Origin of the sequence: Burkholderia sp. AU28863 (assembly GCF_002223195.1) — a bacterium.
GTDB classification, from domain to species: Bacteria; Pseudomonadota; Gammaproteobacteria; order Burkholderiales; family Burkholderiaceae; genus Burkholderia; species Burkholderia sola.
Genome location: NZ_NKFE01000005.1, coordinates 1,132,993 through 1,157,199 on the forward strand (window position 1 = coordinate 1,132,993; position 24,207 = coordinate 1,157,199).

Below are 24,207 nucleotides of genomic sequence, written 5' to 3' on the forward strand. Positions count from 1 at the left end.
GGATCGGGGAAAACGAGGGGGTGGGTGGACGAAGAGGCTGTCGGCGACAGTCGGCAATACTTTTCCCGTCGGGGTTTGATCCGATCCTCGAGGCCCGGCGTCGGAGGGCGACGGAGGCGAGCATGCGGGGGCGCGACCATGGTTACTTCAACGAACCGGGCGCGCGGTATCGTTCCGGTCGCGCAAACTTTTGGAGCCTGTCATGAGGGGAGTCCGGATCGCGGCCGCGTTGGCGTGCATCGCGTTTCAACCGGCGATGGTCGTGGCGAAGGATGTCGCACAACCCTCGCCCGAGGCCGGCTCACGTACTTATCTGCAGAACTTCAAGGACATGGTGCTCGCGGAGTGCCTGGCTACCGCGTACAAGCCGGCGCCCGGCACGAGCAAGGACATCGGCAGCAGCATCAGCGCGTTGCGCGACTGGACCTACTACGACATGGAGCGTGCGCCGGACGTCGTTCACGCGCTGGTCGCGAAGTATCCGGCTCGTGACTACCGGAATCCGGTTGTCGAATCGGAAGTTGCGGATGTGAAGTTCGACTTCCTGAAGTGCATCGATCTGTATCACGGCAAGGAACTGGACGCTGCAGCGAAGCAATTCGTATCGCGCCCGAACCGTACCTACCGCACCGAGCATTCGCCGAAGCCGCAGTAGCGATCGAACGCCGTTGCGCGGGCGCGCCGCATGCCACTTCGCCGCCGCTATTCAAGCGTCCGGATCGAATTGCTGATCCCGCGCGCACAGTCGATCACCGCCGGCGCGAGCTTGCGGCGCGCGTCGTCGAACGTCCAGCGGCTCGTCGGCGCGACCACGTGCACGGCCGCGACCGGCTGCCCCTGGCTGCCGAGCACGGGCGCCGCGATCGACATGTCGCCGATGAACAGTTCTTCCTGGTTGGTCGCGTAGCCTTCGCGCCGCGCGCCCTCGAGCAGCGCGACGAGCTCGTCGAGCGCCGTGACCGTGCGCGGCGTATGCGGCGTGCGCGCCATGCCGTCGAGCCGCACACGCGCTTCTTCCGGCGGCAACGCGCTCAGGAACGCGCGGCCGGAGCCGGTGCAGTACATCGGGATACGGCTGCCGATCGGCATGTGGATCGGCACGAACTTCGTCGACACGAAACGCGCGACATACACCATTTCATCCTCGTCCGGCTCGGTGAGGTTGGTGGTTTCGCCGGTCAGGTTCGTGAGTTCGGACAGGAACGGATTCGCGACGTCGATCAACGTATCGGCCGCGAGATAGTTGAAGCCGATCCGCATCACGTGCGGCGTGAGTTGGTAACGCCGCGTGACCGGATGCTTGCGGATGTAGCCGAGCTTCTCGAGCGTATAGACCATCCGCTGCGCGGAGCTTTTCGTCATCCCCGCCGCGTCGGCCACTTCCGCCAGCGTCATCGTGCGCCGCTTCGCGCTGAACGCGCGCAGCACGTTCAGCCCTTTTTCCAGCGACTGGTTGAACAGCAGATCGTTTGCTTGGTCGGGTGACGTTTCCATGGCGAAGGGCGGAATCGATTCGATACCGCATCATATCGTATCGAATATCGATACACAAAAATCTATTTGCGATGTTTTTGATTCGTTTTAAGATCAAGTCATCGTCGCAGTGTCGATCAGCGACCGGCCGGCGCCCGGATTATTCGAGAAGGAGTCACCATGGTTCCGTTCATCAAGCGGTTCGGCGCACTGGCCGCCGGTTTCGCCACCTGTATCGCACTCTCCACGGCGTCGCCGAGCGCCGGGGCGGCCGAGCCCACGCTGAAGGTCGGCGCGACGGCCACCGGCGTGCCGTTCACGTTCCTCGACGTCAAGAGCAATTCGATCCAGGGGATGATGGTCGATGCGATCACCGCGGCCGGGAAGTCGGCCGGGTTTCGCGTCGACGTGCAGCAGACCGTGTTCTCGGCGCTGATCCCGTCGCTCACCACGCAGAAGATCGACATCATCTCGGCCGCGATGCTGAAGACGCCGGCGCGCCAGCAGGTCGTCGATTTCTCCGACACCGTCTACTCGTTCGGCGAAGGCCTGATCGTGAAGGCCGACGACCCCGGCCGCTATACGTCGATGGACGATTTCAAGGACCAGGTGGTCGGCGCGCAGGTGGGCACGGCGTTCGTCGATGCGCTCAACAAGAAGGGCATCTTCAAGGAAGTCCGGACCTACGATTCGATCGCCGACATCATGCGCGACGTCGCGCTCGGGCGCATCAAGGCCGGCTTCGCCGACCAGCCGATCGTCGCGTACCAGATCGAGCACGGCGTCAATCGCCAGGTGCGGCTCGTGCCGGAATACCAGAGCGTCGTGAAGGGGCAGGTGTGCTTCATCGTGCGCAAGGGTGACACCGCGACGCTCGAACAGCTCAACGGCGCGATCCGCAAGATGAAGAGCGACGGCACGCTGCAGCAGATCCTGCAGAAGTGGCACATGAGCTGAGCGTCGGCATTCGATTCCCGACCGGCATCGCCCGCGCGTCGCGGGCATCCCCAGCGGCGGGCCGTCCGGCCGTCGCACAGGAGGCCTCATGTTTTTTCAGAACGCGATCGATTTCCTGCCGATCCTGCTGAAGGGCGCGGTGGTCACGATCGAGATCACCGCATGCGCGTTCGTGCTCAGTTCGGTGCTCGGGCTGATCCTCGCGCTGCTGAAGGTGTCGCGCAATCGTGCCGTCTCGACGGCCGGCAGCACGATCGTCAACGTGATCCGCGGGCTGCCGATCATCGTGCAGCTGTTCTACATGTACTTCGTGCTGCCCGATCTCGGTGTGCAACTGTCGGCATTCCAGGCCGGCGTGCTCGGGCTCGGCATCGCATATTCGGCGTATCAGGCCGAGAATTTCCGCGCGGGCATCGAGGCGATCGACCGCGGCCAGATCGAAGCCGCTCACGCGATCGGCATGCGCGGCCCGATGATCATGCGGCGCGTGGTGCTGCCGCAGGCGTTCCGCATCGCGCTGCCGCCGTACGGCAACACGCTGGTGATGTTGCTGAAGGATTCGTCGGTCGCGTCGACGATCACGGTCGCGGAAATCACGCGCGCCGGCCAGCTGATCGCGTCGTCGACGTTCCAGAACATGAGCGTCTACACGCTCGTCGCGCTGCTGTATCTCGCGCTCGGCCTGCCGCTGATGTTCGGCGTGAACCGGCTCGGCAAGCGGCTCGCACTGAGGAGAGGCGCATGATCCGGATCGATTCCATCCATAAACGGTTTCAGCAGCACGCGGTGCTGAAAGGCGTGAGCCTCGACGTGCAGCCGGGCGAAGTCGTGTGCCTGATCGGACCGTCCGGGTCCGGCAAGTCGACCGTGCTGCGCTGTATCAACGGTTTCGAGACCTACGACGAAGGGTCGATCACGATCGACGGCGTGAAGGTCGACGCGCATTCGAAGCGGATTCACGAACTGCGGATGCGGGTCGGCATGGTATTCCAGCGTTTCAACCTGTTCGCGCACCGCACGGCGCTCGAGAACGTGATGGAAGGGCCGGTGCACGTCCGGCGCATGCCGGCCGCGCAGGCGCGCGAACAGGCCCGCGCGCTCCTCGACAAGGTCGGGCTTTCGCACCGGATGAATGCATATCCGTCGGAGCTGTCGGGCGGGCAGCAGCAGCGCGTCGCGATCGCCCGCGCGCTCGCGATGACGCCGCAGGCGATCCTGTTCGACGAGCCGACGTCGGCGCTCGACCCCGAGCTCGTCGGCGAAGTGCTCGGCGTGATGCGCGGGCTCGCTCGCGACGGGATGACCATGGTGGTCGTCACGCACGAAATGGCATTCGCGCGCGAAGTGGCCGACCGCGTGTGCTTCCTGCACGACGGCACCATCTGCGAAAGCGGGCCGGCGCGCGACGTGCTCACGCAGCCGGCCCATCCCCGCACGCAGGAATTCCTGCGTCGCCTGCTGGCGTCGGACGGCGCCGACCACCCGGATCGAACATGAGCGCAACGAACGCGGCACCCGGATGGCCCGACTCGCCGTGGCCGGATTCGCTGTGGGCGGCGACCGCCGCGCCGGCGCCCGATACACCGGCGCTCGACGCGTCCGTGTCGTGCGACGTGGCGATCGTCGGCGCCGGCTTCACGGGCCTGTCGACCGCACTTCACCTGGCCGAACGCGGCGTGAACGTTCGCGTGATCGACGGCGCGCAGCCGGGCTGGGGCGCATCGGGCCGTAACGGCGGGCAGGTGATTCCCGGGCTGAAATACGACCCCGACGAACTGGTGCGCCGGTTCGGCGACGAGACGGGCGAGCAGCTTGCCGGCATTGTCGGCGGCGCGGCCGATACCGTGTTCGACCTGATCGCACGGCACGGAATCGACTGCGATGCGCGTCGGCACGGCTGGATCCAGCCGGCGCCGACCGCCGCGATGCTCGACACGGTCGCGCGCCGCGCGCAGCAATGGGCCGCGCGCGGCGCGCCGGTCGACGTGCTGAGCCGTGACGACGTCGCGCGGCGGCTCGGCACGCCGGCGTATGCGGGCGGCTGGATCGATCGCCGAGCGGGCAGCGTGCAGCCGCTCAGCTATACGCGCGGCCTCGTGCGCGCCGTGCAGGCGAGCGGGGCGGTCGTGCACGGCTCGACCCGCGCCGTCGGGTTGACACGTGCCGACGGCCGCTGGCGGATCGCGACGTCCGGCGGCGCGACGCTATCGGCCGAGCGCGTGGTGGTTGCCACCAACGGCTACACGGACGGGCTATGGCCCGGCTTGCGCCAGTCGGTGATCGCCGCGAACAGCTTCATCGTCGCGACGCAGCCGCTCGCGCCGGCGCTTGGCCGCGACATCCTCGCCGGTGGCGAGGTCGCATCGGATGCGCGGCGTCTGCTGCTGTACTTCCGCCGTGACGCGGCCGGGCGTCTGTTGATGGGCGGCCGCGGCCCGTTTGCCGACCCGCGCGCGCCGAGCGACTGGCGACATCTCGAACGCGCGACGACGCTGTTGTATCCGCAACTGAAAGGCGTCCGGTTCGAATACCGTTGGGCGGGGCGCGTCGCGATCACCGCGGATTTCCTGCCGCACGTGCACGAGCCGGCGCCGGGCGTGACGATCGCGCTCGGCTACAACGGCCGCGGCATCGCGATGGCGACGACGCTCGGCAAGCATCTGGCCGCGCATCTGGCGGGCGATGCGCAACTGCCGCTGCCGTTCCGGGTCACGCCGATCCGGCCGATCCCGTTGCACGGGCTGCAGCGCTTCTATATCGCGGCCGGCGTCGCCTGGTATCGCTTGCTCGACAGCCTGTCCTGATGCAGGCGCGACGGTAGTCGCCATTCGCCGTCCGATCGGGCAGAATCGGCCTGCCCTGTTTCGACCGACGGATGCCGCATGACCGAACCGAACGAATCACTCGGCCGCCGCGCGTACGCCAGCTTCGCGCAACGCTATGCGGACCTCGCGCCGACGAAGGCGCACAACGCGCTTTACGAACGTCCGGCAACGATGGCGCTGCTCGGCGACGTCGACGGCCTGACGGTGCTCGACGCCGGCTGCGGGCCCGGCATCTGCAGCGCGCATCTCGCCGCGCACGGCGCGACCGTGCATGCGTTCGACGTGACGCCGGAAATGGTTGCGCTCGCGCGAACGCGGTGCGCGGGACTGGCGGTCGACGTCACGGAGGGCGATCTCGAGGCGCCGCTCGCGTGGCTGCCCGACGCATCGGTCGACAAGGTGCTGTGCTCGCTCGCGCTCGACTACGTGCGCGATCTCGCGCCGACGCTGCGCGAATTCCGCCGCGTCGCGCGTCCGGGGGCAACGCTCGTGTTCTCGATGGCGCATCCGATGCGCGACTGGATGGACGAACGCACGCGCGGCGACGGCACGTACTTCGATACTTCGCGTTTCGGTTTCCACTGGTCGGGGTTCGGCGAACCGAGGCCCTACGTCGAAGCGTGGCGGCGGCCGCTCGCCGACATCCTGAACGCGGTCGCCGACGGCGGCTGGCGGCTCGACCGCTTCGTCGAACCGACGCCGCTGCCGGAGATGAAGGTCGTATCCGAACGGCTCCATGCGGAGTTGACGCTGGCGCCCGCCTTCCTGTGCATTCGCGCGTGCTGCTGATGCGGCACGGCGCCCGGCCGGCGCTCAGTGCTGCGCCGGGGCGTCCGTCAGCGTGCCGAGAAACGCTTCGATGTCCTTGATGTCCTGCGCCGTCATCGCGGGTTTGTCGCCCGGCTTGCGATCGAACGGCGCGTCGGTCACGTCGACGTTCGCGCGATATTTCGGCGGGATGTCGTCGTATTCGTCGATCTTGCCGTCCGCGCCGCGCGAATAGAACTTCTGCGGCGAAATGCTGCGCTCGTTGTAGAACGCCATCACCTGATCGAGCGTGTGGAACATGCCGTTGTGGAAAAACACGTGGCGCGTCGCCGAATTGCGCAGCGTCGGCGTCAGGAACATCCCGCAATACTGCGTCTGGTCCTTCAGGTCGTCGCGGAACGGCCCGCACACGCCGAGATCGTAGAACGCCGGGTCGCGGTTCTGCACGAGCGCCCGGTTGCGCGGCGCGCCGAGCGCCTCGTACTGGTAATCGGTAAACATCGGCGGCAGCCCGTCCTTGCCGGGTTTCGACAGGTGGCAGCCCGCGCAATTCGCCTTGTCCGGATCGTTGAACAGGCGCAGCCCGCGCAACTCCGCCTGCGTGAGGCGCGCACGGCCTTCGAGCCAGCGGTCGTACTTGCTGTCGTACGGATGGAACGACGGATCCTCGACCTGATAGCGCGCGATCGCGAACATCGCCTCCGATACCGCGAGCTGCGGGGTGGAGAACACGCGCGGCCCGAACAACTGCTCGAACTGCGCGCGATGCGACGACTGCGCGAGCTTGCGGGCGACATCGTCGACGCTCGCATTCGCCATCTCGACCGGATTCAACAGCGGGCCGAACGCCTGCTGCTGCAATGTATCGGCGCGGCCGTCCCAGAACATGCCGCCCTGCGGCACGAGCTGCGGCGCGGCCGACGTGCCGGCCACCTTCTGCGCCTTGACGACGCCGGCCGCCGCCGTGGCCTGCTGCGCGACGCTCGGCGCGGCGTCGTTTTCGCCGGCATCGGGGCCGATGCTGAAATTCGGCTGGCGGTACAGGTACATCAGCGACGGCGGCGGACGATAGCCCTGCTGCGTCATCGCGAGGCCGCCCGGCTGCACGTCCAGCGCATTCGGCGGGCCGTACGCGTGATCGGGGCTGTGGCACGACGCGCACGACTGCTTGCCCGACGCCGATAGCGACGGATCGTTGAACAACGCGCGCCCGAGCTGCGCGACCGCCGACAGCGGCTGCGCGGCGGGCCGCTGCAGCACGACCGGATGCGGGTTCGCGCCGGTCCAGTCGGCGACCACGGTGCCGATCGCCGCCGGCACCCGCGCGGGAAACGCGATCGCGAATGCGCCATAGCCGAGCACGGCCGCGCCGAGCGCGACCGCCGCGCGGCGCAGCAGGCGGGAAGGGGCGCGCGGCACGGGCGTGCCGGCGGCATCGGGAGACGGAAACGCAGGGCGAGCTGTCATGCTGTCGATCGAAAATCGGGCGTCGCACGAGGCGACGCGTTGAAATGGAAACGGCCGGCGCATGATGCGCCGGCCATGCGGTCAGGCAGTGCCGGTCAGATCGCCGGGGCCGCGCTCAATGCGGTGCCGAGCGTCGGGTCGAGATACAGCGGCGTCGTGTTCGGCTTCGACGTGAAGTCGAACAGGTTGCGCAGGTCGCCGGCCGTCGCATCGAACGAACCGCCGCCGATACGCTGGCCGCCGAGCCAGTTGTCCTCGATGAAGCGCACGACGGACGCCTGGTCGAGCATCGTGTGATCGACGTAGTTCTGCTTCGCATACGGCGAGATCACGACGAGCGGAATGCGCACGCCCGGGCCGCAGCGGCCGTTCACGGTCGCGCCGTTCACGCCGGTGGTGCCGCCCGTGCCGCACTTGCCGGCGCCGTTGAGCTGGTCGACCGGGTCCGACGACGCGTGCGTCGGCGGCGTGTACACGTGGTCGTACCATCCGTCCGAGTCGTCATAGGTGACGATCACGGCCGTGTTCTGCCAGTCCGGCTGCTGCTGCAGGAAGTTGACGACCTTCGTCACGAACGCCTGCTCGTCGAGCGGATCCGAATAACCCGCGTGCCCGTCCTGCGCGGCCGGCGCCTTCAGGTAGCTGACCGACGGGAAGTTGCCGGCCTTCACGGCGGCGAAGAAGTCGTCCGTGTCGTACTGGTGGTTCGCGGGTTCGGCCGTCTTGCCGTCGGTCTCGACGCTCGAGCCGATCGCCGCGATCGAGCTCGGGCGCGTGTGCTGCGGGTTCGCGGTCGACGCGTAGTACTGGAACCAGTTGTGGTGCGGGATGTAGTCGGCCGTCGCGGCGTTCACGGCGGTCGCGACCGTGCTGCGCGCGCAGCCCGTCGTGCCGTTGCCGTTCGTCGTCGACAGGTTGAAGCCGCCCATGAAGCCGCCCCACGTGATCTTCGCGGCGTTCAGCAGGTCGCCGATATTCTTGCCCGTCATCATCGCCTGGTCGGTCGTGCTCGAACACACGTCGAAGCCCGGGTCGACGTCGTTGATCATCGTGAGGCCGCCCTGGCCGTCATTGATGTAGTACGAGGTCGCGGCGAGCGTCGACGGCTGCTTCGACGTCTTGACGATCTGCATGCCATTGGTCTGCCCCGCGACGATGTTCAGCGCGCCCGGCGTCGACGGCCCGTAGACCGTCGTGAACGTGTTGTCGCTCATCGCGAAGCGCTGTGCATAGTTCCACAGCGCGGTCACCGTGTTGCCGTCGAAGTAGCCCATCACCTGGCCCTTCGTGCCGAATGCGCCGGCGCCGCCGGACGAGCCCTTGCCCGTGTATTTCGGGAACAGGTCCGCCAGGCCGTTGTCCTCGGCCTGCTGTTCGGCCGTGTACGCGTGGTTCTGGTCGGCGGTCGCGGCCTGCGTGCGGTCGAGACGGAACGGGTTCGCCGCGTCGGTGCCGTTGGCCGTATTCGTGAAGTTCGGGTTCGCGGTGAGCAGCGTGCCGGTCAGGCCGTTCGGCGTCGGCGTGCCGGACTTCGCGGTGAACGCCGGTTCGCCCGACGGGTTCGTCGCGTTCGGGTAGGTGCCGAAGTAGTGGTCGAACGAGATGTTTTCGCCGTAGATCACGACGACGTGCTTGATCGGCGTGGCGGTCTGCAGCGCATCCTGCGACGACACGGCGGGCGTCGGCGTGGAATCGTCGCTGCCGCCGCAGGCGAACAGCGCAAGCGCTGCGGCTGCGCAGGCGGTGACGAGCAAGGCTTGACGGAACATCGGGAAACTCCAGGTAAGGTCTTCGATGGTGGAGAACGGCCCCGTCGCCGTGTCGGTTCGGCGCGAAGCTCGTGACGGAGCACGCGCATTGGAACAGCCGCGTATGAAGATATGGGGACGGAGTGTTTTCGCGACGGTTGCGCTGCGGTATCGGTTTCATTACGGCGCAGCGCGAGGCGAAAGAGAACGGAAAGGGGCGGACCGCCAGCAACGTCCACGTCGCATGCCGGGGCGTGGCGCTGCTTGCGGCGCAAGCAGCGCCGGGCGGGGCGATGGGGGGCCGCGGCCGGATCGTTTAGGGTGCGCCGTGCGTCGCTTTTTTGACAATCTGGTGACGCATTCATACTACGATGGACGCCTGCCGCGCACCGCGCGGCCTCCGCCCCGTCAGCGAGGTTTCAGCGTGCCGATTCCCGTCCTGTTTGCCGTTCTGTGCGCGGCGTTCCTGCATGCGTCATGGAATGCGCTGGTGCGCAGCAGCGGCGACCGGTTGCGCTCGGCCACGGTGCTGCAGATCGCGATCGGGCTGTTCGCGCTGCTGTTCCTGCCGGCTGCCGCGCCGATCGCGCCGGCGAGCTGGCTCTGCGTCGTCGCGTCGGCCGTGATCCACATCGTCTATACGCTGCTGCTCGTCCGCGCGTACGAGCACGGCGACCTGAGCGTCGCGTACCCGGTCGCGCGCGGCACGGCGCCGCTGCTCGTCACGCTCGGCGCGGCGGCGTTCGCGGGCGAGCGCCTGAACCTCGGCGCGCAAGGCGGGCTCGTGCTGATCTGCGCGGGCATCATGGCGATCGGGCTGGAACGCGGGCGCGGCGCGAAACACCGGATGATGCAGGTGCTGCCGACCGCGTTCGCGACCGGCGTGTCGATCGCGGCCTATAGCGTGGTGGACGGGATCGGTGTGCGCGAGAGCGGCAGCACGGTCGGCTATACCGCGTGGATGTTCGTGCTGACGGGCGCGATGATGGCCGCGTACTACCGGCTGCGGGCGGGGCCGCTGCGGCTGACGCAGGAGGTCGGCGAGACGGCGAAGGCCGCCTGCGGCGGCGTGTTCGCGGCGCTCGCGTACGGCATCGTGATCTGGGCGATGGATCGCGCGCCGATGGGGCCGGTGTCGGCGCTGCGGGAGACGAGCGTGGTATTCGCGGCGCTGATTGCGCGCGTGTATCTCGGCGAGCGGCTGACGCCGCGCCGGGCGGCAGGGTGTCTGGTGATTGCTTGCGGAGCGTTGTTGATCAGTGCGTTCGAGGCGGTGCGGTGAGCGCATCGGCCTGATGCGCGCCGGGCGGGTCAGCTTTCCACCGGCATCGCACTCGTACACTTGATCTCGTCGAGGCACACGCTCGAATGCACGCCGCTCACGCCGGGAATGCGCATCAGCGTCTCGAGCAGGAATCGCGACAGCCCCTTCAGATCGTGTGCGACGACTTTCAGCACGTAATCGATATCGCCCGTCACCGAGAAACATTCCTGGATCTGCGCGAGATCCGACACGAGTTTCTGGAATTTCGACAAATCGCGGATATGCCCGCGTTCCATCGTCACGTGCACGAACGCGGTGACGCCGAAGCCCAGCGTGTCGGGGCAGAGCCGGGTTTCGTAGCGGCGGATCGCGCCGATTTCCTCCAGCCGCCGGTGACGTCGCAGCGTTTGCGCGGGTGACAGTCCCACGGCCTTCGCCAGATCGAGGTTCGACGCGCGGCCGTTCTCCTGCAGCACCGACAGCAACTGACGATCGATACGATCGAGAACCGGGTCAGGCATTTTTGTTTCCTCATTCGTCTCCCGGATGCAATCTTATCTCATAATGTAGGGTTTGCATGAGCGGGTTACGCAACCCGATTTCGCGGTCGCGACGCTAAACTGACGCCGGATTTTCGTGTACGACCGCAGCAGTGCGGCGCGGGCGGACGAGTCGGCGGCCAGCCAGGCCGCACACCGACGCGAATCGGCTGCTCGCCACGCGAAAATTGCAGTCCCCAACCCGGCGGCTCCACGAACGGCCGCCGGCACAGCAAAACAGCGCCCGGCACACCGAGGCGCGCCGCACCGCTTCCGGCGGAGGCGGGCAGAATGGAGAAGACATGGTTTCTGGAAACGAGAGCGACGGCCTGAAGCGCGGGCTGAAGAACCGGCACATCCAGCTGATTGCGCTCGGCGGCGCGCTCGGCACCGGGCTGTTCCTCGGCATCGCGCAGACGATCAAGATGGCCGGCCCGTCCGTGCTGCTCGGCTATGCGGTGGCCGGCATCGTTGCGTTCTTCATCATGCGCCAGCTCGGCGAGATGGTCGTCGACGAGCCCGTCGCCGGCTCGTTCAGCTACTTCGCGAACAAATACGTCGGCCACTTCACCGGCTTCCTGTCCGGCTGGAATTACTGGGTGCTGTACATCCTCGTCAGCATGGCCGAACTGTCGGCCGTGGGGATCTACGTCCAGTACTGGTGGCCCGGCGTGCCGACCTGGGTGTCGGCGCTGGTGTTCTTCGTCGCGATCAACCTGCTGAACCTCGCCAGCGTGAAGTCGTACGGCGAGACGGAATTCTGGTTCTCGATCATCAAGGTCGCCGCGATCATCGGGATGATCGGCTTCGGCGGCTGGCTGCTCGTGAGCGGCCACGCCGGGCCGGAAGCGAGTGTCGCGAACCTGTGGCAGCACGGCGGGTTCTTCCCGAACGGCGTGTCGGGGCTCGTGATGTCGATGGCCGCGATCATGTTCTCGTTCGGCGGGCTGGAGCTGATCGGCATCACCGCGGCCGAGGCCGACGATCCGAATCGCAGCATTCCGCGCGCGACCAACCAGGTCATCTACCGCATCCTGATTTTCTACATCGGCGCGCTGGCCGTGCTGCTGTCGCTGTATCCGTGGGAGAAGGTCGTCACCGGCGGCAGCCCGTTCGTGCTGATCTTCCACGCGCTGAGCAGCAACCTGGTCGCGAACGTGCTGAACGTCGTCGTGCTGACGGCCGCGCTGTCGGTCTACAACAGCGGCGTGTACAGCAACAGCCGGATGCTGTTCGGCCTCGCGCAACAGGGCAACGCGCCGAAGGTGCTGTGCTCGGTCAACAAGCGCGGCATTCCGCTCGCCGCGCTCGGCGCGTCGGCGCTCGCGACCGGCGTGTGCGTGCTGGTGAACTACTTCATGCCGGGCAAGGCGTTCGAAGTGCTGATGGGCCTCGTCGTATCGGCGCTGATCATCAACTGGGCGATGATCACGGTGATCCACCTGAAGTTCCGCCAGGCCAAGCGTGCTGCCGGGGAGCAGACTTCCTTCCGCAGTCTGGGCTATCCTTTCACGAATTACCTGTGCCTGGCGTTCATGGCCGGCATTCTCGTCGTGATGTACCTGACGCCGGATCTCCGTCTGTCGGTGTACCTGATCCCGGTATGGCTCGCGGTGCTCGCGATCGGGTATCGCTTCCGTCAGAAGAATGCCGGCTTTGCGGTACACGACGGCGCGTCCGCACGCTGACGCAGGACACGACCGACCATTCTTCAAACGAGACCGACTCAAGCCATGTTCGAACACATCGACGCGTACCCGGGCGACCCGATCCTGACGCTCAACGAGAACTTCCAGAAAGATCCGCGCGATCAGAAGGTCAACCTGAGCATCGGGATCTATTTCGACGCCGAAGGCCGGATTCCGGTGCTGGGCGCCGTGCGCGAAGCCGAAACCGCGCTGCAGCGCGACAGCGGCCCGAAGCCGTACCTGCCGATGGTTGGCCTGGCCGCGTACCGCGACGCCGTGCAATCGCTGGTGTTCGGCGCCGATCATCCGGCCCGCGCGGCCGGCCGCATCGCGACGCTGCAGACGCTCGGCGGCTCGGGCGCGCTGAAGGTCGGCGCCGATTTCCTGAAGCGCTATTTCCCGGATTCGCAGGTGTGGCTCAGCGATCCGAGCTGGGAGAACCATCGCTTCATCTTCGAGCGCGCCGGCTTCACGGTGAACACGTATCCGTACTACGACGAGGCCACGGGCGGCCTGAAGTTCGACGCGATGCTCGCGGCGATCGACGCGCTGCCGGCGCGCAGCATCGTGCTGCTGCACGCGTGCTGCCATAACCCGACCGGCGTCGATCTCGACGAAGGCCAGTGGGAGAAGCTGATCGACGTGATCGAGGCGCGCGGGCTGCTGCCGTTCGTCGACATGGCGTACCAGGGCTTCGGCGCGGGGCTCGACGCGGACGCGTTCGCGGTGCGCGAACTGGCCCGCCGCGGCGTGCCGACGCTCGTCGCGAACTCGTTCTCGAAGAACTTTTCGCTGTACGGCGAGCGCGTGGGCGGCCTGAGCGTCGTCTGCGAGGACGCGGCCGCGGCCGAGCGCGTGCTCGGCCAGCTGGCCGGCGCCGTGCGCTCGAACTACAGCAACCCGCAGACCTACGGCGCGAAGGTCGTCGCGGCCGTGCTCGGCACGCCGGCGCTGCGCAAGCAGTGGGAAGAGGAACTGTCGGCGATGTGCCGCCGCATCGCGCGGATGCGCCAGTCGATCCACGACGGCCTGCGCGACCACGTGAGCGGCGAAGCGCTCACGCGCTACGTGAAGCAGCGCGGGATGTTCACGTACACGGGCCTGACCGAATCGCAGGTCGACGCGCTGCGCGAGGTGCACGGCGTATACATCCTGCGCTCGGGCCGGATGTGCGTGGCGGGCCTGAACGACTCGAATGTCGGCATCGTCGCGGACGCGATCGGCAAGGTGCTGAAGAGCGGCGTCTGAACGCGGCGCGCCCCGGCGCGCAACGGTGAAGAACCGGCTGTTTCCCGTCGCGGGAACAGCCGGTTTTTTGTTGGGCGGCCGTCATGTGCGATGCGCGGCTGACGCACGGGCAGGCGCGGCGGTACGATCACGGGATCGTACGCCATGCAGAGGAGCGACATGGGCATCCGGATCATCCAGCTCGGCACGCCGCGCGCGGCCGGCGAGGGCCTGAGGATCGGCACGGTGCGGCGGCCGCCGCGCGGCGTACCGAAGGCGGAATTCGCGTCGCGCGACTACTATGATGTATGGTTGCCGACGCTGTCGCCAAGCCCCGAGCTCGTCGCGCAGGCGCAGGCCGCCGAAACCGACGCCGAATGGAACGCGTTCAAGCGCCGCTTCCGCGCGGAGATGGCGCACGGCGATCCGGCCAAGGTGCTGGACCTGCTGGCCGCGCTGTCGGCGACGACCGCGTTCTCGATCGGCTGCTACTGCGACGACGAAAACCATTGTCACCGCAGCGTGCTGCGCGAGCTGCTCGCGCAGCGCGGCGCGGCGATCGAGCCCGGCGCCGGCTGAAGCGGGGGCGCGCGGCGGCACCGCGATCGTGCGGTGCAGCGAGCCCGTTGACGTGGGTCAAGCGCGCGGCCGCGCGCGCCACTATGCTCTCGTCATGGAGCCATCACGACGATGACGAACCGACCGATGCACATCGTTTTCCCGTCCGAACCGCCGGAATACTGCGCGCGCGATCTGGTCGTCGCGTTTTCGGCGCTGGTCGACGGGCGTTGCGTTCAGTGCGCGGTCACGGCCGAGGCGCTGGAAGACCATTTCGGTGCGCGGTCGCTGCTCGAACGCGATCTACTGGGCGCATTCGACGCGCACCGGTCGGCCATCGAGGCGATGGCACGACGAATGCTCGAGGAAATCGGCGGCCGGCCGGTGCTGCTGCATAGCGGGCACTTCCGGCTCGAAGGCTGATACCGCAGGAGGGCGCATGACACTGCAGGGCAACATTCACGAACGCGACTGGTCGGTCGAAGTGGAGACGCGCCCGTGCGAATCGGGCGAATTCCGCTGCCGCGTGTCGGTCGAGCACGGCGCCGGCGCCGCGCGGTTTCATCATACGTTCGAGCACAGCCACGCGTATCCGACGGAGCGCGAGGCGATGATCGAAGGACTGCGGGCCGGCATGACGTGGATCGAGATGAAGGCATCGCAGACCTTCAACGTCTGAACGGTCCCGCGCCTGTCGGGCGCGGGCAGACTATCGGCCGGCAGCGATCGAAAAATGCGCGCCGCGCCACGGGAAACACGGGCCGCCACATCGTGAGGCGGCCGGTACATGCAAGGCGGTCGACGAGCGGGCGGCCCCGTCAGGAGAGACGACATGGGCGTGGGCATGCAGATCGCCTGCCTCGGATTCACGGGTTCGGCTGCGGTCGAGGCCGAAGCCGGCGCGCAACTGGTGCGACTTGAGCGGTTTCGCGCGTGGATCGAAGGCTGCCATCTCGCGATCGAATCGCGCACGGCGACCGATGGCGCGCGCCGGTACGACGTACGGCTGGACCTGGTGATGCGCGACGCGACGCGCCGGCCGCTGCCGCCGTGCGTCGGAGCCGACGTGGACGACGCGTTGCGTCGCGCGTTCGCGCAGGCCGAACGGGCGCTGCTCACGTGGCAGGCAGGCGCCGCAACGGTCGCGCTGCGCGACGCGGCGACAGGCGACGCGATGCAGTGACGCGGCGCCCGTCCTCAGGCGCCGCGTGTCAGACCCGCGCGAGCGCTTGCGCGTCGATGATGCGCACGCGCTTGCCGCGCGTTTCGACGAGCGCGTCGCGATGGAACCGCGAGAACATCCGGCTGACGGTTTCGAGCTTCATCCCGAGATAGCAGCCGATTTCCTCGCGCGTCATCCGCAGGTTGAATTCGGTCGCCGAATAGCCGCGCGCTTCGAACCGCGACGACAGGTTCAGCAGAAAATGCGCGACGCGCTGCTCGGCCGACATCGTGCCGAGCAACAACATCTGGCTCGATTCGCGGACGATTTCGCCGCTCAGCATCTGGTAGAGGAAGTGCTGCATCGGCTTGATCTCGCGGCACGCGGCTTCGAGCGCGCCGAACGGGATGATGCACACCACGCTGTCCTCCAGCGCGATCGCGTCGCAGCAGTGCTGGCCGCTGCCGATGCCGTCCATCCCGAGCGTTTCGCCGGCGATCTGGAAGCCCGTCACGTGCTCGCGGCCGTCGCGATGCATCATCACCGTCTTGAACGAACCCGCGCGCACCGCATAGATGCTCTGGAACGGATCGTCGGTGCGGAACAGCGCGTCGCCCTGGCGAACCTGCCGCGTCGTGCAGATGATCGCGTCGAGGCGGCCGTATTCGGCGGGCGTCAGGTGCGGCGGCAGGCACATCGATCGCATCGCGCAGGCCGAGCAGCGTGCGGCCGGATGCTTGGCGGCGTCGGCGCGCGCGGCCGGGCGCAGCGGAATCGTTGGCCGGGGTACGAAGGACACGTCGGCGAAGGCGGTGGCGGTGGACATGAGGCGCTCCGGCTCGTCAAGGGCGGCGCACGCGCGCGTGCACCAGGGATTCGATGACACGGCATGCGGCGTCGAATTCGACGGTCTTGTCGAAGAAGTAGTCGGCTCCCGCCGTCGCGCATGCCTCTCTGAATGCCGGCGCCGAGTGGTTCGTCAGCACGATCGTGACGATGCGCGGCGCAGCCTTCGACAGCATCCCGATCAGGTCGAGACCGCTGCCGTCCGCGAGCCGCACGTCGACGATCACCACGTCCGCACGGCTGCTGCGGATATGCGTCCACGCGTCCTGGCCGTCTTCCGCTTCGCCCACGACGGCGACGCCGCGGATCGCGCCGACGAGTAGCGCGATCCGCTGGCGGACGGCAACCGCGTGATCGACGAGAAACACCCTGAGTGCGGCGGGCGACAGGCTGACATTCATGCCGGCAGTATCGTGGTGCGCCGCCGAAATTGAAATCGGCCGAATTGGAACTTCATGTAGGCCGCTTCGACGCGGTGTAGGGCGTTTCCTACACCGCGTACGGGAAATCGCCGGTATGAATCCGACGATGCGATGCCGCGCGAGCGGCGCGACCGGTTGCGCGGCCCGGTCAGCCGGCGCGGCGCGCGGCCAGCGCGTCGCGCGCGGTGCGGCATGCGGCCAGGTCCCACGCGGCGCAGCCGACGCTCTTGAACAGCAGCGGGCCGCCGCGGGCGAAGGTGCCGTTCAGCACGTCGGCGAGCGATGCGACGTGCTGCCAGTCGACCTGCGCGACGATCAGGTCGCCGGCTTCGTGGCGCGCGCCGGCCGGATCGTCGACGACGAGCCGGCTGCCCCGCACCGTGTTCGCGTCGATCTCGGCGGCATCCGCGGTAAACGCGCCGACGCCGACCACGAGCCGGCCTTCGCGCGCGGCTTCGCGGTAGACGGGCGTGCGGCTCGTCGTCAGCGTGACGACCACGTCGATCGCGTCGGGAATCGCGTCGCCGTCGAGCGGCGCGAGTCGACGCGCATGCGCGCGGTGGGCGGCGCAGAAGGCGGCCGCGCTGTCCGCGCTCGTGCCGCGCACGTGAAGGCGCGCGTCCGGAAAGATCGCCGCGAACGCTTCCGCGTGATTGACCGCCTGCTTGCCGGTGCCGATCAGCAGGATGTCGCGCGGCGCGGCGCCATGCAGCGCCTGGATGCCGAGCGCGGTGATCGCCGCCGTGCGGCGGCCCGTGACGGTCGGGCCGTCGAGCGCGAAGCGCATTTCGCCGGTCGTCGCGTCGTACGCGGTGACCTGGCCGAGAATCGTCGGCAGCCCGCGTGCGCCGTTGCCGGGACACACGTTCACGAGCTTGTGGCTCGCCAGGTCGTGTGCGCTCGACGGCATCGACAGCATCACACCGCCGCCTTGCAGCGGCACGACCAGGCGTTCGGGGCTGACGATGTCGCCTGCCGCATAGTCGACGACCGCTTGCCTGAGCGTGGCGAGCAGCGCCGGGTAGTCGAGCAGCGCGGCCGTGTCGGCCGCATCGAAAACGGGAATCGGGGAAAAGGCGGTCATCGTGTACGTCGGGGCGTCGGTGAGCGTGGACGGCGGCCACATGCCGCGGCCGCCGCAGGTCTGCCGGGTACCGTGACACAGGGCAGTGTGGGTCGAATTTATACCACTTGCTGGCGCGCCTGCAACCCAGAAAATAAAGCGCCCCGCCGATTTTGGTTCTAATATCTGGCCAGAAGGCTCGCCGCTGCCGCGCTGCGCCCGCCGCTCCGGTATAGTGCGAACCCATTCCAGATCCACGCCCGCGAACGGGCAGGAGCCACACGATGATGTCCGCGCGTCCCGACTCACTCGAAGGCGGTTTCAGGCCGCTGCAGATCTACGAGCAGGTAGCCGAAAAGATCCGCGACGAGATCCGCGCGGGGCGCTACGCGGCCGAGTCGCGGCTGCCGTCCGAGCGCGAGCTCGCGGCGCTGTTCCAGGTCGGCCGGCCGGCCGTGCGCGAAGCGCTCGGCGCGCTGCAGAACGAAGGGCTCGTGTTCACGAAGCGCAATTCGGGCACCTACGTCGTCGCGGCCCCGCTCGACGTGCTCGCCCAGCGCGGCGACGCGCACGCGGCATCCGAGGCGGACTTCAGCCCGACGTCGACGCTCGACGTGCGGCTGATCCTCGAGCCCGCGATCGCGCGCCTCGCGGCCGCCCATGGCCGCGCCGACCCCGGCGCCGAGCGCTATCTCGCGCAGATGGAAACCATCACCGACGTCGACGATCCGCATCAGCGCGCGCTGTGGAACGAGAGCGACCGTCTGTTCCACCGGCAGCTCGCGCTGATGACCGGCGACGCGTTGATCGTGAAGATCGCGGACGAAGTCGCGAAGACGATGGATCAGCCGCTGTGGAAGCGGCTGAAGGACGACGGCATCTACGACGCGGGCCGGATCCGGCTCTACGTGTCCGAGCATCGGCTGATCTACGAGGCGATCGTGTCCGGGGATGCCGATGCGGCCGCGTTCTATGTCGAACAGCACATTCGCCGCGTGCGGCGCGATATTGCGCCGAAATGATGCGCCCGGCCCGCCATTGGCGTTGGTCTTCAATATGACCAAAATCCCGATAATTATTTTGAAATTGCTTGAGATGTGACCACGAATGTCCTACATTGGTTTCACACAAAACCAATCAGGAGACATCATGCGACACCTCGTGACCGCGTTTTCGGTGGCGGTTGCCGCCGGCGCGCTGACTTCCGCTCATGCGCAGGAAGTCGTGATGATCGGCCACTCGGCGCCGCTCACGGGCCCGCAGGCCGCCAACGGCAAGGACAACGAAAACGGCGCGCGGCTCGCGATCGACGAGCTCAACAAGGCCGGCGTGAAGGTCGGCGGGAAGACCGTGACCTTCAAACTGGTTTCCGAAGACGACCAGGCCGATCCGAAGGCAGGCGTGCAGGTCGCGCAGAACCTCGTCGATAAAGGCGTCGTCGCGGTGCTCGGGCCATACAACTCGGGCGTCGCGATCCCGGCTTCGCGCGTGTATTCGACTGCCGGGGTGCCGATCCTGCCGGTTGCGTCGAACCCGGCGCTGACGAAGCAGGGCTTCAAGAACATCTTCCGGATCGGCGCGAGCGACGAGCAGCTCGGCGGCACGATGGCCACGTTCGCCGCGAAGACGCTGAACGCGAAAACCGCCGCCGTGATCGACGATCGCACCGCGTACGGGCAGGGCGTCGCCGAGCAATTCATGAACGTCGCGAAGGCGAACGGGATCAAGATCGTCGACCAGGAATACACGAACTCGTCGGCCACCGATTTCCTCGGCATTCTCACCAAGATCAAGGCCGCCAGCCCCGACGTGATCTTCCTCGGCGGCTATGCGGCGCAGGGCGCGCCGATGGCCAAGCAGATGAAGCAGCGCGGCTTGCGCGCGAAGCTGCTCGGCGGCGACGGCATCTGTTCGGCCGACATGGGCAAGGTCGCGGGCGAGGCCGCGTCGATCGTCTATTGCGCGCAGGGCGGCGTCGCGCTCGAGAAGACGCCGGCCGGGCGCGAATTCCTGAAGAAGTACCACGACGCCTATCACACCGATACGCAGGTCTACGGCGTCAACTACTACGACGGCGTGAAGCTGCTCGCCGACGCGATGGTCAAGGCCGGCACGACCACCGACAAGGCGAAGCTGAGCGCGCAGCTCGCGAAGTCGAACTACGCGGGCGTCGCGGGCACCTATTCGTTCGACGCGAACGGCGACCTGAAAGGCGCGCCGACCACCGTCTACGTGATCCGCAACGGGCTGCCGGCACCGTACGCGAAGTAATTGCCGCGCGCCTCTCATCGGACGGCGGCCGTGCCGCCGTCTTTCGTTTCAACGCATCCGATCCGCCATGAAAATTTCCCGATCCCTGTCCACCGTCGAAGTGCACACCGGCGGCGAGGCGTTCCGCATCGTCACCAGCGGGTTGCCGCGCCTACCCGGCGACACGATCGTCCAGCGCCGCGCGTGGCTCAAGGAGCACGCCGACGAGATTCGCCGTGCGCTGATGTTCGAACCGCGCGGCCACGCCGACATGTACGGCGGCTATCTGACCGAGCCCGTCTCGCCGAACGCCGATTTCGGCGTGATCTTCGTGCACAACGAAGGCTACAGCGACCATTGCGGACATGGCGTGATCGCGCTGTCGACCGCGGCCGTCGAACTCGGCTGGGTGCAGCGCACGGTGCCGGAAACGCGGGTCGGCATCGACGCGCCGTGCGGCTTCATCGAGGCGTTCGTCCGGTGGGATGGCGAGCATGCGGGGCCCGTGCGCTTCGTCAACGTGCCGTCGTTCATCTGGCGGCGCGACGTGTCGGTCGACACGCCGTCGTTTGGCACCGTGACCGGCGACATCGCGTATGGCGGCGCGTTCTATTTCTACGTCGACGGCGCGTCGTTCGACCTGCCGGTGCGCGAATCGGCGGTCGAGAAACTGATTCGCTTCGGCGCCGAGGTGAAGGCCGCCGCGAACGCGAAATATCCGGTCGCGCATCCGGAGATCCCGGAAATCAACCATATCTACGGCACGATCATCGCGAACGCGCCGCGCCACGCGGGTTCGACGCAGGCGAACTGCTGCGTGTTCGCGGATCGCGAGGTCGACCGCTCGCCGACCGGTTCCGGCACCGGCGGCCGCGTCGCGCAGCTCTACCAGCGCGGGCTGCTCGCCGCAGACGATACGCTCGTCAACGAATCGATCGTCGGCACGGTCTTCAAGGGCCGCGTGCTGCGCGAAACGACGGTCGGCGACATCCCGGCCGTGATCCCGGAAGTGGAAGGCAGCGCGCATATCTGCGGGTTCGCGAACTGGATCGTCGACGAGCGCGATCCGCTCACGTACGGATTTCTCGTGCGCTGAGCCGCGGCGCGGCTCGCGCCGCTGTCGCGCCCCGTCGCGCGGCGTTCAGGTTGTCGTACCAGGTTTGGCGCGTCGCTCCGGTTGCCGGACACGCGCCTTTTTTGCTTGAGCGCCGTCGTCATCCCGCCCCGCGTGTGCCGGCCCAGGGCCGCCGCGGGCCGGCCGGCCGCGCGAGTTTGGTACGATGCAGCCTTTTCAGCCGAGCTCCACCCGCGTGAATCGCCGAAACGTGTCGTCAGTGCGTGCCTTGTGTGCCAGATGGGTCGCGCGCGCCCAACCCGTCGCGGCGGCCGCCGTCGCGCGGGTCAAGCCTCTCGCCGCCACCGCGTGGCGCCATGTCCGCCACCCGACGCGCCGTGGCGCGCTGCTCGCGGCCGCCGCCGTGCCGGCCCTGTTCGCGGTGTACGTCGTCGCGCTCATCCCGTTCACGCCGGGCATCGGCGACATCCGCAAGGCGCGCGTCGACCAGCCCGCGCAGGTGCTGTCCGCCGACGGCAAGCTGCTGGCCGAATTCAAGCCGTCGAACCGCGAATGGGTGTCGCTCAAGCAGATCTCGCCGCACATGGTCGACGCGCTGATCGCGACCGAGGATCACCGCTTCTACGAACACCACGGCCTCGACTGGAAGCGCACCGCGTCGGCCGCGCTCCATACGTTCTCGGGCAGCCGCCAGGGCGGCTCGACAATCACGCAGCAGCTCGCGCGCAACCTGTATCCGGACGAGATCGGCCGCGCGCCGACGCTCACGCGCAAGGTGAAGGAGGCGATCACCGCGCTGAAGATCGAGGCCGTCTACAGCAAGGACCAGATCCTCGAGACCTACCTGAACACGGTGCCGTTCCTGTACAACGCGTACGGCGTCGAGATGGCCGCGCGCACCTATTTCGACAAGTTGGCCGACGAACTCGACGTGCTCGACAGCGCGACGCTCGTCGGGATGCTGAAGGGCAACAGCTATTACAACCCGGTGCTGAACCCCGAGCGCGCGCTGCAGCGGCGCAACACGGTGCTCGGCCAGATGGTGAAGTACGGCAAGCTGTCGCCGGCGCAGTTCGCGCAGCTGCAGCGCCGGCCGCTGCGCATCGACTTCGAGCGCCAGAAGGAGCCGCCCGGGCCGGCGCCGCATTTCGCGCAGCAGTTGCGCAAGTGGCTGATCGCGTGGGCCGACCGCAACGACTACAACATCTACTCGGACGGGCTGATCGTGCGCACGACGATCGATTCGCGGCTCCAGCAGATGGCGACGCAGGCGCTCACGCTGCAGGGCAATCAGCTGCAGGGCATCGCGAACAACGCGTGGAGCGGCCGCGACGGCTGCGGCACCGACAACGAGGTATTCCGCACGTTCATGCGCGAATCGCCCGAGTACAAGGCCGCGCAGGATGCCGGCAAGGACGATGCCGCGGCGATGAAGATGCTCGCGGCCGACCGCGGCTTCCTGCACGCGCTGTGCAAGGCGAAGACCGACGTGCAGGCCGGCTTCCTCGCGATCGATCCGCGCGACGGGCAGATCCGCGCGTGGGTCGGCAGCCGCGACTTCACCCGCGAGCCGTTCGACCACGTCGCGCAGGCGCGGCGCCAGCCGGGCTCGACGTTCAAGCCGTTCGTCTATGGCGCCGCGTTCGCGGGCGGGATGAAGCCGGAGGATACGTTCATCGACCAGCCGGTCGAGATCCCGCTGAAGGGCGGGGAGATCTGGCGGCCGAACGATGATGCGCCGCCGACCGGCAAGCCGATGACGCTGCGCGACGCCGTCGCGCTGTCACGCAACCGGATCACCGCGCAGGTGATGGAGAAGGTCGGGCCGGCCGCCGTCGCGCGGCTGGCGCGGGACATGGGCGTGCGCGAAAGTCCGCTCGAACGCGTGCCGTCGCTCGCGCTCGGCACGAGCCCCGTCACGCTGAAGGAAATGGTCGTGTCGTACGCGACGATCGCCAACGGCGGGCTGTACGTCGAACCGCAGATGGTGACGCGTATCGAGAACCGCCAGGGCGAGGTGCTCGCCGAATGCGCGCCGGCGCCGCCCGAGCGTGCGCTCGATGCCGAAACCGACAAGACGCTGCTCGACGTGATGCGCGACGTCGTGACGCGCGGCACGGGCGGCAGCATCCGCACGCGCTTCGGGATCCGCGGCGACGTGGCCGGCAAGACCGGCACGACGCAGGACAACGCGGACGGCTGGTTCATCCTGATGCAGCCGGGCCTCGTCGCCGGCGCGTGGGTCGGATTCGACGACGGCCGCGTGACGCTGCGCAGCGATTACTGGGGGCAGGGCGCGCACAGCGCGCTGCCGATCGTCGGCGATTTCTTCCAGCGCGCGCAGCGCGCCCGGATCGTCGATACGAAGGCGAAATTCGATACCGAGCCGTCGCCGGGCTGGTTCGGATCGCTGCGCGAGCGCGTGACCGACCTGTTCGATACGTGGTTTCCGCCCGAGCCGAAGAAGGCGCCCGCACCGGTCAGGACGCAGCGTATCGAGCGCCCGGCCGAGACCGACGAAGAGGCGGCGTCGGCGGCTTCCGCCGTATCGGCGCCGGATGCCGCGTCCGGCGGCATCGTCGAGGAATGGGTGCCGGCGTCCGAAGTGGCCGCGTCGGCCGCCGCGCTGTCGGCGGGTGCATCGCAGCCTGCGCAGCCGCCGGCAGGCGCCAGCATGACGAGCGGAAGCAGCGTCGGGATCGGCGCGGCGCCGTCGGCCGTGCCGGCTCCGGTTCCCGCTCCCGCTCCCGCTCCGCCAGTGCCGGTGCCGGTGCCGGCCGCGCCCGATACCACGGGCGCTTCGCAGTAACGAAGCCGTTCAGATCCGCGCGATGTTGCCGTAATCAAGTTGTCACGATAGCTCGCGCGGTCGCTC

General features: G+C 67.8%; 24 protein-coding genes. 17 read left to right on the forward strand and 7 right to left on the reverse strand.

The genetic code is table 11. The features are described 5' to 3' along the window. Positions 1-202: 202 nt before the first annotated feature. Positions 203-655: a type VI secretion system amidase immunity protein Tai4 gene (locus CFB81_RS21560; protein ID WP_089436450.1), complete on the forward strand. Its 453-nt coding sequence runs from the start codon at positions 203-205 to the stop codon at positions 653-655. Positions 656-702: 47 nt separating this feature from the next. On the opposite strand, the gene CFB81_RS21565 is transcribed toward CFB81_RS21560, so the two are convergent. Then, positions 703-1,494 (reverse strand): IclR family transcriptional regulator, encoded by a 792-nt coding sequence (locus CFB81_RS21565; protein WP_089436451.1) that lies wholly within the window; start codon positions 1,492-1,494, stop codon positions 703-705. Positions 1,495-1,653: 159 nt separating this feature from the next. Here CFB81_RS21565 and CFB81_RS21570 point away from each other — a divergent pair, with 159 nt between their 5' ends. The 5 genes from CFB81_RS21570 (at position 1,654) to CFB81_RS21590 (ending at position 6,044) form a co-directional block, all read left to right on the forward strand. Continuing rightward, on the forward strand, positions 1,654-2,430 hold the full coding sequence (locus tag CFB81_RS21570) for an ABC transporter substrate-binding protein (RefSeq protein ID WP_069616522.1): 777 nt from the start codon (positions 1,654-1,656) through the stop codon (positions 2,428-2,430). Positions 2,431-2,518: 88 nt separating this feature from the next. Beyond that, complete coding sequence (locus tag CFB81_RS21575; RefSeq protein ID WP_006482843.1) at positions 2,519-3,175, forward strand: amino acid ABC transporter permease; 657 nt, start codon at positions 2,519-2,521, stop codon at positions 3,173-3,175. Further along, positions 3,172-3,927, forward strand: coding sequence for an amino acid ABC transporter ATP-binding protein (locus CFB81_RS21580; RefSeq protein ID WP_069616524.1), 756 nt, complete (start codon positions 3,172-3,174; stop codon positions 3,925-3,927). Before CFB81_RS21575 ends, CFB81_RS21580 begins: the two co-directional genes overlap by 4 nt. Beyond that, positions 3,924-5,234: an FAD-binding oxidoreductase gene (locus CFB81_RS21585; RefSeq protein WP_089436452.1), complete on the forward strand. Its 1,311-nt coding sequence runs from the start codon at positions 3,924-3,926 to the stop codon at positions 5,232-5,234. Before CFB81_RS21580 ends, CFB81_RS21585 begins: the two co-directional genes overlap by 4 nt. Before the next feature lie 78 nt (positions 5,235-5,312). Continuing rightward, a complete protein-coding gene (locus CFB81_RS21590; RefSeq protein WP_089436453.1) occupies positions 5,313-6,044 on the forward strand; it encodes a class I SAM-dependent methyltransferase in 732 nt (243 codons plus the stop codon). A 24-nt stretch (positions 6,045-6,068) separates the two neighbouring features. On the opposite strand, the gene CFB81_RS21595 is transcribed toward CFB81_RS21590, so the two are convergent. Both CFB81_RS21595 and CFB81_RS21600 read right to left on the reverse strand, forming a co-directional pair. Further along, positions 6,069-7,490, reverse strand: a complete 1,422-nt coding sequence (locus CFB81_RS21595) for a cytochrome-c peroxidase (RefSeq protein WP_089436454.1) — start codon at positions 7,488-7,490, stop codon at positions 6,069-6,071. Between the two features lie 95 nt (positions 7,491-7,585). Continuing rightward, entirely contained in the window at positions 7,586-9,259 is a 1,674-nt protein-coding gene (locus tag CFB81_RS21600) for a phospholipase C (protein ID WP_069616527.1), read from the reverse strand. A gap of 403 nt (positions 9,260-9,662) precedes the next feature. On the opposite strand from CFB81_RS21600, the gene CFB81_RS21605 reads away from it, so the two are divergent. Next, positions 9,663-10,520: an EamA family transporter gene (locus tag CFB81_RS21605; protein ID WP_089436455.1), complete on the forward strand. Its 858-nt coding sequence runs from the start codon at positions 9,663-9,665 to the stop codon at positions 10,518-10,520. A gap of 29 nt (positions 10,521-10,549) precedes the next feature. Here CFB81_RS21605 and CFB81_RS21610 read toward each other — a convergent pair whose 3' ends face one another. Beyond that, complete coding sequence (locus CFB81_RS21610) at positions 10,550-11,023, reverse strand: Lrp/AsnC family transcriptional regulator (protein ID WP_069616529.1); 474 nt, start codon at positions 11,021-11,023, stop codon at positions 10,550-10,552. Positions 11,024-11,343: 320 nt separating this feature from the next. Here CFB81_RS21610 and CFB81_RS21615 point away from each other — a divergent pair, with 320 nt between their 5' ends. The 6 genes from CFB81_RS21615 (at position 11,344) to CFB81_RS21640 (ending at position 15,697) form a co-directional block, all read left to right on the forward strand. Further along, positions 11,344-12,729 carry an amino acid permease gene (locus CFB81_RS21615; protein ID WP_089436456.1) on the forward strand — a complete coding sequence of 462 codons (1,386 nt, stop codon included), beginning with the start codon at positions 11,344-11,346 and terminating at the stop codon, positions 12,727-12,729. Between the two features lie 45 nt (positions 12,730-12,774). Beyond that, positions 12,775-13,977 carry an amino acid aminotransferase gene (locus tag CFB81_RS21620; RefSeq protein ID WP_069616531.1) on the forward strand — a complete coding sequence of 401 codons (1,203 nt, stop codon included), beginning with the start codon at positions 12,775-12,777 and terminating at the stop codon, positions 13,975-13,977. Positions 13,978-14,136: 159 nt separating this feature from the next. Further along, positions 14,137-14,535, forward strand: a complete 399-nt coding sequence (locus CFB81_RS21625; protein ID WP_069616532.1) for a DUF488 domain-containing protein — start codon at positions 14,137-14,139, stop codon at positions 14,533-14,535. 111 nt (positions 14,536-14,646) lie between these two features. After that, the gene (locus CFB81_RS21630) at positions 14,647-14,937 is read left to right on the forward strand and encodes a DUF1488 domain-containing protein (protein WP_069616533.1); all 291 of its coding nucleotides are present in this window, start codon (positions 14,647-14,649) and stop codon (positions 14,935-14,937) included. A gap of 16 nt (positions 14,938-14,953) precedes the next feature. Next, positions 14,954-15,193 (forward strand): hypothetical protein, encoded by a 240-nt coding sequence (locus CFB81_RS21635; protein ID WP_006479066.1) that lies wholly within the window; start codon positions 14,954-14,956, stop codon positions 15,191-15,193. A gap of 153 nt (positions 15,194-15,346) precedes the next feature. Next, a complete protein-coding gene (locus tag CFB81_RS21640; RefSeq protein ID WP_089436457.1) occupies positions 15,347-15,697 on the forward strand; it encodes a metal ABC transporter ATPase in 351 nt (116 codons plus the stop codon). Between the two features lie 28 nt (positions 15,698-15,725). Here CFB81_RS21640 and CFB81_RS21645 read toward each other — a convergent pair whose 3' ends face one another. From CFB81_RS21645 to lhpI, 3 genes are all read right to left on the reverse strand, one after another. Then, positions 15,726-16,502, reverse strand: a complete 777-nt coding sequence (locus CFB81_RS21645; RefSeq protein ID WP_069616535.1) for a helix-turn-helix domain-containing protein — start codon at positions 16,500-16,502, stop codon at positions 15,726-15,728. A 16-nt stretch (positions 16,503-16,518) separates the two neighbouring features. Further along, a complete protein-coding gene (locus CFB81_RS21650) occupies positions 16,519-16,923 on the reverse strand; it encodes a response regulator transcription factor (protein ID WP_069616536.1) in 405 nt (134 codons plus the stop codon). A gap of 169 nt (positions 16,924-17,092) precedes the next feature. After that, positions 17,093-18,028 (reverse strand): bifunctional Delta(1)-pyrroline-2-carboxylate/Delta(1)-piperideine-2-carboxylate reductase, encoded by a 936-nt coding sequence (lhpI, locus tag CFB81_RS21655; protein WP_089437098.1) that lies wholly within the window; start codon positions 18,026-18,028, stop codon positions 17,093-17,095. A gap of 263 nt (positions 18,029-18,291) precedes the next feature. Between lhpI and CFB81_RS21660 the strand changes: the two genes are divergently transcribed. The 4 genes from CFB81_RS21660 to CFB81_RS21675 all read left to right on the forward strand — a co-directional run bounded on the left by CFB81_RS21660 (position 18,292) and on the right by CFB81_RS21675 (position 24,141). Further along, a complete protein-coding gene (locus CFB81_RS21660) occupies positions 18,292-19,029 on the forward strand; it encodes a FadR/GntR family transcriptional regulator (protein ID WP_069616537.1) in 738 nt (245 codons plus the stop codon). A 127-nt stretch (positions 19,030-19,156) separates the two neighbouring features. Next, a complete protein-coding gene (locus tag CFB81_RS21665) occupies positions 19,157-20,278 on the forward strand; it encodes a branched-chain amino acid ABC transporter substrate-binding protein (protein WP_089436458.1) in 1,122 nt (373 codons plus the stop codon). Positions 20,279-20,345: 67 nt separating this feature from the next. After that, a complete protein-coding gene (lhpH, locus tag CFB81_RS21670; RefSeq protein ID WP_089436459.1) occupies positions 20,346-21,353 on the forward strand; it encodes a trans-3-hydroxy-L-proline dehydratase in 1,008 nt (335 codons plus the stop codon). Between the two features lie 184 nt (positions 21,354-21,537). After that, a complete protein-coding gene (locus tag CFB81_RS21675; protein ID WP_089436460.1) occupies positions 21,538-24,141 on the forward strand; it encodes a penicillin-binding protein 1A in 2,604 nt (867 codons plus the stop codon). Positions 24,142-24,207 lie beyond the last annotated feature (66 nt).